This window comes from Leclercia sp. GHBNCSD (genome assembly GCF_055805075.1).
On sequence record NZ_JBQVYO010000001.1, the window covers coordinates 1,207,794 to 1,221,270 of the forward strand.

Here is a 13,477-nt window from a genome sequence, read left to right on the forward strand (position 1 = left end):
TGAAGGACATCGCCTATAATTTGCATTATCATACTCGTCATTCAATAACGAGCCTATCACCATGGCTCGTTTACGGGCAGGATTAACGCTGGCACTGTGATGATGAGTAAGATAGTCTCTGACCGTTTGCCAGCGATAAGCCACTGATGACGGAACAATAAATAAAACGTATGAAAAAACGTATCCCCACCCTTCTGGCCACGATGATAGCTACGGCTCTGTACAGTCAACAGGGTCTGGCAGCCGATCTCGCCTCGCAATGTATGCTGGGTATCCCCAGCTATGATCGCCCGCTGGTACAGGGTGATACGAACACGCTACCGGTTACCATCACCGCTGACAACGCAAAAGGGAACTATCCTGACGACGCCCTGTTTAGCGGGAATGTGGATATTAACCAGGGCAACAGCCGTTTGCAGGCCGATGAAGTGCAGTTGCACCAGAAACAGCCAGAAGGCGCAGCCGAACCGGTACGTACGGTCGATGCGCTGGGTAATGTGCACTATGACGATAATCAGGTCATCCTGAAAGGTCCGAAAGCCTGGTCGAACCTGAATACCAAAGACACTAACGTCTGGGAAGGTGATTACCAGATGGTTGGCCGCCAGGGTCGCGGTAAAGCGGACCTGATGAAACAGCGCGGTGAAAACCGCTACACCATTCTGGAAAACGGGACCTTTACCTCCTGTCTGCCAGGCTCGGATACCTGGAGCGTGGTAGGTAGCGAAGTGATCCACGACCGCGAAGAGCAGGTTGCGGAGATCTGGAACGCCCGCTTTAAGCTCGGCCCGGTACCGGTCTTCTATAGCCCGTATCTGCAACTGCCCGTGGGTGACAAACGTCGCTCCGGCTTCCTGATCCCGAACGCCAAGTACAGCACCTCAAACTACTTTGAGTTCTACCTGCCGTACTACTGGAATATCGCGCCCAACATGGATGCGACGATCACGCCGCACTATATCCACAAGCGCGGCAACATCATGTGGGAGAACGAGTTCCGCTATCTGACGCATGCGGGTTCGGGTCTGATGGAGCTGGACTATCTGCCATCGGATAAAGTGTATGAGGATGATCCAAGAAACACCTCCGGGGATAATCGCCATCGCTGGTTGTACTACTGGCAGCACTCGGGCGTAATGGATCAGGTGTGGCGTTTTAACGTCGACTACACCAAAGTCAGCGACTCGAGCTATTTTAACGACTTTACCTCTAAATACGGCTCAAGTACCGATGGCTACGCCACGCAGAAATTCAGCGCGGGCTATGTAGTACAGAATTTTGACGCGACCGTTTCCACCAAACAGTTCCAGGTCTTTAGCGACCAAACGCAGAGCACCTATGCTGCAGAGCCACAGCTTGATGTTAACTGGTACCAGAATAATGTGGGTCCTTTTGACACCCGGGTCTACGCCCAGGCGGTGCATTTCGTCAATACTGACTCTGACATGCCTGAAGCAACGCGTCTGCACCTTGAGCCAACGATTAACCTGCCTGTTTCAAACGACTGGGCCAGCCTCGATACCGAAGTGAAGCTGATGGCGACCCACTATCAGCAGGATAATCTGGAAATGTACAATGCCAATCATGGCACGCGTCTGGAAGATTCCGTTAACCGCGTGCTGCCGCAGTTTAAAGTGGACGGCAAGCTCGTCTTCGAGCGCGACATGAACTGGAGCGAGGGCTATACCCAGACGCTGGAGCCGCGCGCCCAGTATCTCTATGTGCCGTACCGCGATCAGAGCAATATCCAGAACTATGACTCTTCATTCCTGCAATCTGATTACAGCGGCCTGTTCCGCGACCGTACTTACGGTGGTCTGGACCGTATTGCATCGGCCAACCAGGTGACCACCGGGGTCACAACGCGTATTTATGATGATGCTGCAGTTGAACGTTTTAATGCTTCTGTGGGTCAAATCTACTACTTCACCGAAGCACGTACCGGTGATGACAATATCCAGTGGGAGAAGGACGACAAAAAAGGATCGCTGGTATGGGCCGGAGATACTTACTGGCGCATAACCGATCGTTGGGGTCTGCGCAGCGGCGTGCAATATGACACGCGGCTGAACAATGTTGCCACCGGTAGCGGTTCAATCGAGTACCGTCGTGATGCAGACCGAATGGTACAGCTCAGCTATCGTTACGCCAGCCCGGAATATATCCAGGCGACGTTACCTAACTTTGCCACGTCCGAACAAACGAAAGAGGGCATTTCGCAGGTGGGAGGCATCGCAAGCTGGCCAATTGCCGATCGTTGGTCGGTGGTGGGAGCCTACTACTTCGATACCAACCAGAATAAGTCTGCAGATCAGATGCTGGGTGTGCAGTACAACTCCTGCTGCTATGCGATTCGCGTTGGATACGAACGTAAGCTTAACGGCTGGGATCCAGACAAAAATCAGAGCGAGTACGATAACGTCATCGGCTTTAACATCGAACTCCGTGGCCTGAGTTCCAACTATGGTCTGGGTACTCAGCAGATGCTGCGCTCACCGATTCTGCCGTACCGTAGTTCATTGTGATGTACTTGATTTAACACGTAATCCGCTTTGCGGTTAATTGATATGGAAAAAGTATGAAGAACTGGAAAACGCTGCTGCTCGGTATCGCTATGGTCGCGAATACCAGCTTCGCGGCCCCACAGGTTGTCGACAAAGTCGCTGCCGTTGTGAACAACGGTGTGGTACTTGAGAGCGACGTTGATGGTTTAATGCAGTCTGTGAAGCTCAACGCGGGTCAGGCAGGTCAGCAACTTCCGGACGATTCCACGCTGCGTCATCAGATCCTTGAACGTTTGATCATGGATCAAATCGTTCTGCAGATGGGTCAGAAGATGGGTGTGAAGATCTCTGATGAGCAGCTCGATCAGGCTATCGCCAACATTGCGAAGCAGAACAATATGTCCCCGGACCAGATGCGCAGCCGTCTGGCCTATGACGGCATCAGCTATTCGACCTACCGTAATCAGATCCGCAAAGAGATGCTGATTTCAGAAGTGCGCAATAACGAAGTGCGTCGCCGCGTTACCATCCTGCCGCAGGAAGTGGATGCCCTGGCGAAACAGGTGGGCAACCAGAACGATGCCAGCACCGAACTGAACCTGAGCCACATCCTGATCCCCCTGGCAGAAAACCCATCTTCTGACCAGGTGGCCGAGGCGGAAAGCCAGGCACGTTCCATCGTCGATCAGGCGCGTAATGGCGGTGATTTCGGCAAACTGGCGATCACCTATTCCGCTGACCAGCAGGCGCTGAAAGGCGGCCAGATGGGCTGGGGTCGTATTCAGGAGCTGCCTTCTATCTTTGCCCAGGCGCTGAGCACGGCGAAGAAAGGCGACATCGTGGGTCCAATCCGTTCCGGCGTGGGCTTCCATATTCTGAAAGTGAACGATCTGCGCGGCCAGAGCCAGAGCATCTCCGTGACGGAAGTGCACGCCCGCCACATTCTGCTGAAAACCTCGCCGATCATGTCTGATACGCAGGCGCGTACCAAGCTGGAGCAAATTGCCGCCGATATTCGCAGCGGTAAAACCTCCTTCGCCAACGCCGCGAAAGAGTTCTCTCAGGATCCAGGTTCCGCGAATCAGGGCGGCGATCTGGGCTGGGCGGCTGCGGATATTTACGATCCGGCCTTCCGCGATGCGCTGATGAGAATGAACAAAGGTCAGATGAGCGAACCGGTTCACTCCACCTTCGGCTGGCACCTCATCGAGCTGCTGGATACCCGCAATGTGGATAAAACCGATGCGGCGCAAAAAGATCGTGCATACCGTATGCTGTTCAACCGTAAGTTCTCTGAAGAAGCAGCGACCTGGATGCAGGAACAACGCGCCAGCGCCTACGTCAAAGTCCTGAGCAACTAATGAAACAACATCGTGTTGTCATCACTCCCGGCGAACCCGCCGGGATTGGTCCCGACCTGGTCGTCCAGCTTGCCCAGCGCAGCTGGCCGGTCGAACTGGTGATCTGCGCCGATGCCAGCGTGCTCGAAGCGCGAGCGAAACAGCTTAATCTCCCGCTCACGCTCCTGCCGTATCAGGCAGAAAACGCTCCCCTTCCCCAGCAAGCAGGCACCTTAACGCTGCTACCTGTCCCGCTACGCGCGCCGGTTATCCCCGGCCAGTTGAGCACTGAAAATGGTCATTATGTGGTGGAGACGCTGGCGCGCGCCTGCGATGGCTGTCTGAGCGGGGAATTTGCCGCGCTGATCACCGGCCCGGTCCATAAAGGGGTGATCAACGATGCCGGCGTGGCCTTTACCGGTCATACCGAGTTTTTTGAAGAGCGGTCGCACAGCGCAAAAGTGGTGATGATGCTGGCAACCGAGGAGCTGCGGGTCGCCCTGGCGACGACGCACCTGCCCATCAAAGCCATTTCCGACGCCATTACGCCGGATCTGCTGCGCGACGTCATTACCATCCTGCACCACGATTTACGCACCAAATTCGGTATTGCCGATCCGCACGTGCTGGTATGCGGCCTGAACCCACATGCGGGTGAAGGTGGGCATATGGGTATGGAAGAGATCGACACCATCATTCCGGTGCTGGAAGAGATGCGCGCGAAAGGCATGAATCTCAGCGGGCCGCTGCCTGCCGATACCCTGTTTCAACCGAAATACCTGGATCATGCAGACGCCGTGCTGGCGATGTACCACGATCAGGGCCTTCCCGTGCTAAAATACCAGGGATTTGGCCGCGGGGTGAATATTACCCTCGGTTTACCCTTTATTCGTACTTCTGTTGACCATGGTACTGCGCTCGATTTAGCAGGCCAGGGAAAAGCAGATGTCGGCAGTTTTATTACGGCGCTTAATCTCGCCATCAAAATGATTGTTAATACTCAATGAATAATCGCGTCCACCAGGGCCATTTAGCCCGTAAACGTTTCGGGCAAAACTTCCTCAACGATCAGTTCGTGATCGAAAGTATTGTTTCGGCTATCAATCCACAGAAAGGCCAGGCAATGGTCGAAATCGGGCCGGGCCTCGCCGCTCTGACCGAACCGGTTGGCGAGCGTCTGGATGAACTTACCGTCATCGAGCTGGACCGCGATCTGGCAGCGCGCCTGCAGACGCACCCGTTCCTCGGGCCGAAACTGACCATTTATCAGCAGGATGCCATGACCATGAACTTCGGCGAACTGTCGGAGAAAATGGGCCAGCCGCTGCGCGTATTCGGCAACCTGCCGTATAACATCTCCACGCCGCTGATGTTCCACCTGTTTAGCTATACTGATGCCATTGCTGACATGCACTTCATGTTGCAAAAAGAGGTCGTTAATCGACTGGTTGCAGGGCCGAACAGTAAAGCGTATGGTCGTTTAAGCGTGATGGCACAGTACTACTGTAACGTGATCCCGGTACTCGAAGTACCGCCATCGGCATTTACGCCGCCGCCAAAAGTTGACTCAGCGGTTGTGCGCCTGGTGCCGCATAAAACGAAGCCGTATCCGGTGAAGGATCTGCGCGTGCTGAGCCGCATCACCACCGAAGCCTTTAACCAGCGTCGTAAAACGATTCGTAACAGCCTTGGCAATCTGTTTACTGTTGACGTGTTAGCTCAGTTGGGTATCGACCCGGCGATGCGCGCGGAAAACATTTCCGTAGAGCAGTACTGCAAGCTGGCTAACTACATCAGCGAAAATGCGCCGCCGAAGGAGAGCTAAGCCATGATTAATTCGCCCCGCGTATGTGTTCAGGTGCAAAGCCTTTACATCGAGTCTCAATCCACACCGGATGAAGAACGTTTTGTTTTTGCTTACACCGTGACCATTCGCAATCTCGGGCGAACCCCTGTCCAGCTGCTGGGGCGTTACTGGCTTATCACTAACGGCAATGGCCGTGAAATTGAAGTGCAGGGCGAAGGTGTGGTGGGTGAACAGCCGCACATTGCGCCCGGCGAAGAGTATCAGTATACCAGCGGTGCAGTAATCGAGACGCCGCTGGGAACCATGCAGGGCCATTATGAAATGGTCGATACCGAGGGCAATGCATTCCGCGTTGCCATTCCTGTTTTCCGTCTGGCTGTACCAACACTCATTCACTAAACATGTCTACATATCTCATTGGCGACGTTCACGGTTGCTACGATGAACTGATCGCCTTGCTAAAGCAGGTGGATTTTACCCCAGGTACAGACACGCTGTGGCTTACGGGCGATCTCGTTGCCCGCGGCCCTGGCTCGCTGGAAGTCCTGCGCTATGTCAAATCGCTGGGCGACAGCGTGCGGATCGTCCTCGGCAACCACGACCTTCATCTCCTGGCGGTCTACGCCGGGATCAGCCGCAATAAACCGAAAGACAGGATCACGCCGTTGCTGGAAGCGCCCGACGCCGATGAGCTGATTAACTGGCTGCGTCGCCAGCCGCTGCTGCAGATCGACGAAGAGAAAAAAGTGGTGATGGCGCACGCGGGCATTACCCCGCAGTGGGATCTGCAAACCGCCAAAGAGTGTGCCCGGGACGTCGAAGCGGTGCTCGCCAGCGACTCTTACCCGTTCTTCCTCGATGCGATGTATGGCGACATGCCCAACAACTGGAGCATGGAGCTCAGCGGCGTTGCGCGCCTGCGTTTTATCACGAACGCCTTCACCCGCATGCGTTACTGCTTCCCGAATGGTCAGCTGGATATGTATTGCAAGGATGTGCCGGAAAACGCGCCGACGCCGCTCAAGCCGTGGTTTGCAATCCCTGGCCCGGTAACGGAGCAGTACAGTGTCGTCTTCGGCCACTGGGCATCGCTGGAAGGGAAAGGCACGCCTGAAGGCATTTATGGGCTGGATACGGGTTGCTGCTGGGGGGGAGAACTCACCTGTCTGCGCTGGGAAGATAAAGCCTGGTTTATGCAGCCTTCGAACCGGCATCTGGATTTGGATGAAAATGAAGCCGTAGCGTCGTAGAAGAGCGCTGCACCTCTCCCGGCGGGAAAGGTGCAGTAACCACATTAGCGGCGTTCAAGGATCTCGAAGCAGTAGCTATGCGAGTTTTGCGCATCCGCGTCGTGGAATTCGCTGAACACCGATTCCCACTCGTCAGGATCGTAGTCCGGGAAATGGGTATCCCCTTCCACTTCAGCATCAATGTGGGTCAGATATAATTTCTGCGCTTTCGGCAGGAATTGCTCATAGATACGCCCCCCGCCAATCACCATGATCTCTTCAGCATCGCCGCAGGCAGCAATGGCTTCGTCGATGGATTTAACCCACTCAACACGATCGTCCGTGCCGGGTTGGCTGCTTATTACGATGTTTTTACGGCCCGGCAACGGGCGCCCGATTGACTCCCAGGTCAGGCGGCCCATTACTACCGGCTTGTTCAACGTTGTACGTTTAAACCACGCGAGATCGGCAGGCAGATTCCACGGCATGGCGTTTTCCATACCAATCACGCGATCTACCGCAAGCGCCGCAATCAGACTGATCATTGATTATTTCCCGGATGCAAAAAATTGCCGCCACTATACGGAAAGCTTAATCTTTCGTCGACTGGCGGCAGAGTAAAGAACAGGAAATTTTTTATATTTGCTGGCAACCCCTCTTCACGCTACAGGTTTGCTCTCCGGCTCATCGTGCGGATCGCCGGTATGCTTACCCTCTTCCGTTCCCTGCCAGCCATGACGCTGGGTCAGTGAGAGGTGATTACGATCCTCATTGATGATCTCGGTCAGCATGGCGCTGGTGCGTTTAACCACTGCCGCGCGGGATTTGGCATCGTTCTCCGCCATTTCCGCCATCTCCTCCAGCATCTCAATATTAAAGCGACGGAACAGATCGGCCCGCTCCCGGGCTTCATATGCCCCGAGGCCAAGGCTCTCCAGCGCCAGCCGTCCGGATTTGAGCGCGCCTTCAAAGGTTTCACGCTCCGGGGCATCGACACCTGTCTGACGCAGTTTGATGTAGTGATCGATATCGCGCGCGCGGGAGATGATTTTCAGATGCGGGAAGTGCGTCTTCGCCAGCTCAACCAGCTGCAGGCTGTTCTTCGGATCGTCTATCGCGTTGATCAACACTTCGGCCTTGTGCGCCCCGGCGGATTCCAGCAGGTCCACGCGGGTGGCATCGCCATAAAAGACCTTCATATCAAACTTACGCAAGGTTTCAATATGATCGGGATCGTGATCGAGGATGACCATTTTTACCCCACTGGAGAGCAGCAAACGGCCCGCAATCTGACCGAAGCGACCAAACCCGGCGATGATGACCCGCGGTTGCTCTTCATCAATTTCATCAGCCTCGTGCTGTTGACCACTGTTGGCAGCGTCGAGACGGGTCAGCACCACCAGCAGCAGCGGGGTTACCGCCATTGACAGCGCCACCGCCAGCGTCAGCGCCTTCGCCCATTCGGGATCGAGCACGTTTGCCATGTTTGCCGCGCCAAACACCACAAAGGCAAACTCACTCCCCTGCCCCAGCAGCACCGCAAACCAGCGCCGCTGTTTCGCGGGAACCTTCAACGGGCGAGCTACCAGCCAGAGCATGAGCATTTTAATGGCCAGGAAGCCCACCAGCAGGATCGCGATGCGCAGCGGATGGGTGACTAACGTCCCGAAATCAACCGACATCCCCACGCCAATAAAGAACAGCCCCAGCAGCAGCCCCTTAAAGGGCTCGATATCGCTTTCCAGGGCGTGGCGGTACTCGGAGCTCGCCAGCAGAACGCCTGCCAGAAACGCCCCCATCGCCATAGAGAGCCCGGCCTCTTCCAGCATCAGACCAAAGCCGAAGACCAGGAATAAGGCCACGGCACTGAAGACTTCACGCAGGCCGGAGCGGGCGACAAAACGCAGCAACGGTCGGCTGACGTACCGCCCGAGCAGGACCACCAGCGCCAGCGCCCCGACAACTTTCAGGGCCGAAAGGGCAAAGGCGCCCAGGGTAGTTGACGCCCCGGAAGCGGCCAGCAGCGGGATCATCGCCACCAGCGGAATGGCGGCGATGTCCTGAAAAAGCAGCACTGAGAAGGCGCTGCGACCCATCTGCGAAACCGTCAGGTTACGTTCATTCATGGCCTGCATGGCGATCGCCGTGGATGAGAGCGCCAGCGTCATACCGATCAGCTCCGCCACTTTCCAGTCCATGCCCAGCAGGATGCAGAATCCGCCCAGCAGCAGACCGCAGGCCAGCATCTGCAATGCCCCGCCGCCAAATACCGAGGCGCGCAGTTTCCACAGGCGACGCGGATCCAGCTCCAGACCAATCACGAACAGCATCAGCACCACGCCAATTTCCGCAAAGTGCAGAATCGACTCGGCATCGGTGACCAGCCGGAAACCCCACGGACCAATGACGCAGCCGGCAATCAGATAGCCCAGCACCGACCCCAGCCCCAGACGAACCGCAACCGGCACAATCAGCGCCGCGGCCCCCAAATAGATCAGCGCCTGAATCAGCGTATGGCTATCCATGGTGCGCCTCCTGCCAGTCGAGTAAACGTTGTTTGTAGTGGCGCGCCTGCGCCTGAAGGGTTTCGTCGTCGCAAACGAAGGTGCAGTGCATAGCAAATGGCGGGAGCCAGTTGAGCCCGCAGTAGAGCGCGGTCGCCTGCAGCGGCTGCGCCAGCACCTCAAAGCCGGGGAAGGAACCGATATCGAAATGGCTTTCGCCGCCACCGGTGGTCACCGCCCACAGCAGGCTTTTACCCTTGAGCGCTCTCCCGTTATGACCGTACGCCCAGCCGTGCGAGAAGACTTTATCGATCCACAGTTTCAGCAACGGAGGCGTGCTGTACCACTGCATCGGGTGCTGCCAGACGATGAGATCGGCTCTGGAAATCGCCTCCTGCTCTGCGGCGATATCAATATTAAAGTCAGGATAGAGCTGATAGAGCGAGCGGATTTCTACACCCTCCAGCGTCTTTACCTGATCGAGCATTCGCTTATTCGCATGCGAATGGTGCGGATAAGGATGGGCGTAGATAATGAGTATCATGATTAACCTGGGTAAACGGCTTTCTTGTTGTGACTGTCAGTGTAGTCAGGAAAGCGAGGCGTTTGAAGGGGTCTCTGGCCTTGCTGGCATTAACCGCAAAGATTGGTAAATGGCTTTGCTTGGAAATCTATTATTTTTATTAATTCCATAAAAAATAAACATCATATTTAGCATTAAGATTATTCTCTTTGGATTAATGCAAAAACATTATCAATAAAATGAATTTAATCCATAATTTAAAAACACCATTCATAAAAAAACCGCTGACAACTCAATTGGTTAACTTAATATTAATAATACACCATTAAAAAGCAGTGATTTACAAAAAATCACCTCATTACTAAAATACGCTTTCTTAAATCACAAAACGGATGTGACAATGACAAGCAAAACCCCTCAATTAAATAAGACAACGGCATCGTTGAAAAATATTTTTCCAGCTTTATCAGCATTAATAGTATTTACCCCGTTAATGGTATCCGCAGAAATCATAATTAATGACAACACGGATGCCCCACAGACTTTTTCATCAGATAATACATACATCATTCCTGAAGATGTCAGCATTACCAATTCCACTGACATGCCCACTGTTACGGTCAAAGGGCAGGTAATTGACGGTGTCACGAACTATGGGAAAGTGTCTGGCGTAGGCGATGGAATGCTTATCGCTACTGGCTCACAAAAAGTAATCATAAATAACCAGCAAAGTGGATTAATCGAATCCACGGGTGCCACCGGAATTTATGTCGAAAATATGGGTGGGGACATAAACAACGCCGGTAAAATTCTGGGGGCAGAATACGGTATTAAAATTCATGAAGATTCAAGTAACGTCAACATCGCAAATACCGGTACGATCCAAGGTAAAACCGCGTTCACCTCCGGTGCCAGTGTCATCATTGATAATGATGGAATGTTAAAAGGCGGCACCGATAACGGTATCCTGCTTGATGCTTCAGGCAAAAGTAATCTTAATAATCGGGGGCAGATCGAGGCTGATGTTAACGGTGTTGTCGTCACGGGTAATCACAGACTTAATATAGGAAATAATGGCCTGATAAAAGGTTCAGAAAGTGCAATTACCTTTGAGAGTACCCAGGCTAATACGCTGACTTTGGGGCAAGGATCTGTGCTTGATGGCGATGTCATCTCCACCAATTCCACAACAAACACCTTAGCGTTACTGGATAGCGGCTCAGAAGACAGCAATTTCCGCGGCCTGAACGCAGGTGATGGCTTTGCTTCGCTGTCTATGGACGGTACTGACTGGTCACTGACCGGCAACATCGATATTATCGGCGCGGGTGACTCAATTAAGATCAACTCAGGTAAACTGACTCTGGCGGGCATCGTAAAAAACGACGCCGGTAATACCCTGATTTCAGAGGCAGGCCATCTTCAGCTGGGTAATGGTGACCAAACAGGCTTTCTGACCGGCACCCTGACCAATAACGGCACCTTCACGTTCAACCAGGGCTCCGACTCTGTTTTCGCAGGGGATATTACCGGCAGCGGCAACGTTAAAAAAATCGATGCTAATCTGTTAACCCTGACCGGCAATAACAGCTATACCGGCAATACCCTACTGAATAGCGGTACCACCCTGATCGCAGAAGGCGCAACCCTGGGCACCAGCGGCAATACCGCTACCGTCACCGTTGGCAATAGAGCAACCTTTGCCAGCGCCGGAACCGTTAATAACAACATCAATATTCTTAACGGCGGTACCCTCGCCTCCTGGAATGCCATCTCTGGCAATAGCGTAACGCCTTCAACTGCGAATACCATCAACGGTAATGTGACCAACAGCGGTACGCTGCAGGTCAATGGTCTTAATGACCACGTCGGCAACAGATTCGTCATTAACGGCAACTATACCGGGACGAGCGGTAGCCAGATCCTGATGAACAGCGTGTTGGGAGAGGATGATTCTGCTACCGATCACCTGACCATTACCGGTGATAGCGCCGGCCAGTCCGGTATCCGCATCTCGAATATCGGTGGTCTGGGTGCGCAAACCGTTAACGGTATGCAGGTTGTCAAAGTTAGTGGTAACTCCGACGCCGCATTCTCCCTTTCCCGACCTGTTGTTGCCGGTGCCTGGGAATACAGCCTGAACAAGCACACCGACGGTAACTGGTACCTGGAATCTGCGAACACTTCGCCTTCCCCTGCGCCCGAGCCAACACCCGATCCAACGCCAGACCCGACGCCAGCCCCTCAGCCGGCACCAGAGCCGGATGATAACGGCAACAATACCAACCCTGATGATGGTGGCTATACCCCACCAGCACCGTCTAACATGGCCCCTGAAGTCGGCGCCTATATGGGTAACTACCTGGCAGCCCAGGGGATGTTCCTGCACAAACGTGACGATCGCGATCAGCTGACGCTGCGCGATGGTGAGGATCTCAATACCTGGATGTATGTCAAAGGCCGCTATCACGACAATGACGTGGCAGGCGGAAAAGTAAACTATGACACGACCCAGTACGTCATGCAGGTTGGCAGCGATTTCATCAGCAAGCAGATGGATACTGGTGTTCTGCATAGTGGGATGATGTTTGGCGCAGGCCAGGCGAAAACCGACTCCACCTCTACCGGCAGCCACCGTTCCGCGCACGGCAAGGTCGATGGTGTGAACGTTGGCGTCTACGCCACCTGGCAGGAAGATCAGAAGCTGCGTAAAGGCAGCTATATCGACAGCTGGGCCTCTTACGGCTGGTATCACAACGGCCTGAGAAGCGATGGGCGCGACAATGAATCTTACAACAGCCACGGTTTTGCCGTGTCGCTGGAAGCGGGCCATGCCTGGATTGTTGACTCAGAAAACGAGAGAACCTGGAAAATCGAGCCGCAAATTCAGGCGATTTACAGCTACCTGGACCAGGAAAATCATAAGGATGCCGACGGCGTACGGATCTCTACCCTTGATAACGACAGCGTACTTGGCCGCGTAGGGGTGAAATCCAGCTACTTTGACCAGAAAGATGTTCAGGCTTGGCAGCCTTATGTGGCAGTTAACTGGCTGAAAGGGGCAGGACAGAACGACATCGCTTTCAACGGCGAAACCTTCAGCAACGATACCCCGGACGACCGCGCACAGCTGGAGCTGGGCGTAACGGGCAAGCTGAACGAGACCACCCTGATCTCGCTGCGCGCCAGCGGCGAATGGGGCGAAAACAGCTACGACGCCTATGGCGGTCATATCCTGTTAAATCACCGCTGGTAATCCTGTTACCGCAACAACCGATGCAGTGGCGCAGGCCACTGCATTTTTTTATCAGTTATCCAGTTCACCCATGGATTTCACCTGATCGCGGTTAATCTGTTCCGTCTGACCGGTTTCGGCATTATCAATAGACATCATTCCAGTATCGTCATCTACCTGCGGTTTTCCGTCGGTGACGATGGTTTTACCGTCAGTAGTTTTCACCGCCTGGTTAGAGGAACAACCTGCAACGGTAAATAGTGCTGCGGCAGTAAAAATTGAAGTCAGCAAAAGATTCTTACGCATGGTGTTCTCCCTGCTTTTCAGTTGGATTT

At 54.0% G+C, this 13,477-nt stretch carries 12 protein-coding genes; 7 read left to right on the forward strand and 5 right to left on the reverse strand.

Features of this window, described 5'->3' with window-relative positions:
• Positions 1-170 precede the first annotated feature (170 nt).
• The 6 genes from lptD to apaH are packed head-to-tail and all read left to right on the forward strand — an operon-like array spanning position 171 to position 6,901.
• Entirely contained in the window at positions 171-2,525 is a 2,355-nt protein-coding gene (lptD, locus tag ACT3IC_RS05945) for an LPS assembly protein LptD (RefSeq protein ID WP_103178239.1), read from the forward strand.
• A gap of 53 nt (positions 2,526-2,578) precedes the next feature.
• Positions 2,579-3,865 (forward strand): peptidylprolyl isomerase SurA, encoded by a 1,287-nt coding sequence (gene surA / locus ACT3IC_RS05950; RefSeq protein WP_103178238.1) that lies wholly within the window; start codon positions 2,579-2,581, stop codon positions 3,863-3,865.
• A complete protein-coding gene (gene pdxA, locus ACT3IC_RS05955; protein WP_156653905.1) occupies positions 3,865-4,851 on the forward strand; it encodes a 4-hydroxythreonine-4-phosphate dehydrogenase PdxA in 987 nt (328 codons plus the stop codon). Before surA ends, pdxA begins: the two co-directional genes overlap by 1 nt.
• A complete protein-coding gene (gene rsmA, locus ACT3IC_RS05960; protein ID WP_103178236.1) occupies positions 4,848-5,669 on the forward strand; it encodes a 16S rRNA (adenine(1518)-N(6)/adenine(1519)-N(6))-dimethyltransferase RsmA in 822 nt (273 codons plus the stop codon). Before pdxA ends, rsmA begins: the two co-directional genes overlap by 4 nt.
• A 3-nt stretch (positions 5,670-5,672) precedes the next feature.
• Complete coding sequence (apaG, locus tag ACT3IC_RS05965; RefSeq protein WP_103178235.1) at positions 5,673-6,050, forward strand: Co2+/Mg2+ efflux protein ApaG; 378 nt, start codon at positions 5,673-5,675, stop codon at positions 6,048-6,050.
• A gap of 2 nt (positions 6,051-6,052) precedes the next feature.
• Positions 6,053-6,901, forward strand: coding sequence for a bis(5'-nucleosyl)-tetraphosphatase (symmetrical) ApaH (gene apaH / locus ACT3IC_RS05970; protein WP_156653904.1), 849 nt, complete (start codon positions 6,053-6,055; stop codon positions 6,899-6,901).
• A 44-nt stretch (positions 6,902-6,945) separates the two neighbouring features.
• Here apaH and folA read toward each other — a convergent pair whose 3' ends face one another.
• From folA to ACT3IC_RS05990, 4 genes are all read right to left on the reverse strand, one after another.
• On the reverse strand, positions 6,946-7,425 hold the full coding sequence (gene folA / locus ACT3IC_RS05975; RefSeq protein ID WP_103178233.1) for a type 3 dihydrofolate reductase: 480 nt from the start codon (positions 7,423-7,425) through the stop codon (positions 6,946-6,948).
• A 114-nt stretch (positions 7,426-7,539) separates the two neighbouring features.
• Positions 7,540-9,405, reverse strand: a complete 1,866-nt coding sequence (gene kefC, locus ACT3IC_RS05980; protein WP_103178232.1) for a glutathione-regulated potassium-efflux system protein KefC — start codon at positions 9,403-9,405, stop codon at positions 7,540-7,542.
• The gene (gene kefF, locus ACT3IC_RS05985; protein WP_103178231.1) at positions 9,398-9,928 is read right to left on the reverse strand and encodes a glutathione-regulated potassium-efflux system oxidoreductase KefF; all 531 of its coding nucleotides are present in this window, start codon (positions 9,926-9,928) and stop codon (positions 9,398-9,400) included. Before kefF ends, kefC begins: the two co-directional genes overlap by 8 nt.
• 396 nt (positions 9,929-10,324) lie before the next feature.
• Positions 10,325-10,495, reverse strand: a complete 171-nt coding sequence (locus ACT3IC_RS05990) for a hypothetical protein (protein WP_231736585.1) — start codon at positions 10,493-10,495, stop codon at positions 10,325-10,327.
• Between the two features lie 190 nt (positions 10,496-10,685).
• Here ACT3IC_RS05990 and ACT3IC_RS05995 point away from each other — a divergent pair, with 190 nt between their 5' ends.
• Positions 10,686-13,163 carry an autotransporter family protein gene (locus tag ACT3IC_RS05995; protein WP_236560481.1) on the forward strand — a complete coding sequence of 826 codons (2,478 nt, stop codon included), beginning with the start codon at positions 10,686-10,688 and terminating at the stop codon, positions 13,161-13,163.
• A gap of 51 nt (positions 13,164-13,214) precedes the next feature.
• Here the strand turns inward: ACT3IC_RS05995 and ACT3IC_RS06000 are convergent, their stop codons facing one another.
• A complete protein-coding gene (locus ACT3IC_RS06000; protein ID WP_103178229.1) occupies positions 13,215-13,448 on the reverse strand; it encodes a YgdI/YgdR family lipoprotein in 234 nt (77 codons plus the stop codon).
• Positions 13,449-13,477: the final 29 nt, after the last annotated feature.

What these genes read in the sequence shown, in the direction of transcription:
- lptD (WP_103178239.1), top strand. Translation starts at nt 171, where the DNA reads ATGAAAAAACGTATCCCCACCCTTCTGGCCACGATGATAGCTACGGCT.
- surA (WP_103178238.1), top strand. Translation starts at nt 2,579, where the DNA reads ATGAAGAACTGGAAAACGCTGCTGCTCGGTATCGCTATGGTCGCGAAT.
- pdxA (WP_156653905.1), top strand. Translation starts at nt 3,865, where the DNA reads ATGAAACAACATCGTGTTGTCATCACTCCCGGCGAACCCGCCGGGATT.
- rsmA (WP_103178236.1), top strand. Translation starts at nt 4,848, where the DNA reads ATGAATAATCGCGTCCACCAGGGCCATTTAGCCCGTAAACGTTTCGGG.
- apaG (WP_103178235.1), top strand. Translation starts at nt 5,673, where the DNA reads ATGATTAATTCGCCCCGCGTATGTGTTCAGGTGCAAAGCCTTTACATC.
- apaH (WP_156653904.1), top strand. Translation starts at nt 6,053, where the DNA reads ATGTCTACATATCTCATTGGCGACGTTCACGGTTGCTACGATGAACTG.
- folA (WP_103178233.1), bottom strand. Translation starts at nt 7,425, where the DNA reads ATGATCAGTCTGATTGCGGCGCTTGCGGTAGATCGCGTGATTGGTATG.
- kefC (WP_103178232.1), bottom strand. Translation starts at nt 9,405, where the DNA reads ATGGATAGCCATACGCTGATTCAGGCGCTGATCTATTTGGGGGCCGCG.
- kefF (WP_103178231.1), bottom strand. Translation starts at nt 9,928, where the DNA reads ATGATACTCATTATCTACGCCCATCCTTATCCGCACCATTCGCATGCG.
- ACT3IC_RS05990 (WP_231736585.1), bottom strand. Translation starts at nt 10,495, where the DNA reads ATGCTGACATCTTCAGGAATGATGTATGTATTATCTGATGAAAAAGTC.
- ACT3IC_RS05995 (WP_236560481.1), top strand. Translation starts at nt 10,686, where the DNA reads ATGGGTGGGGACATAAACAACGCCGGTAAAATTCTGGGGGCAGAATAC.
- ACT3IC_RS06000 (WP_103178229.1), bottom strand. Translation starts at nt 13,448, where the DNA reads ATGCGTAAGAATCTTTTGCTGACTTCAATTTTTACTGCCGCAGCACTA.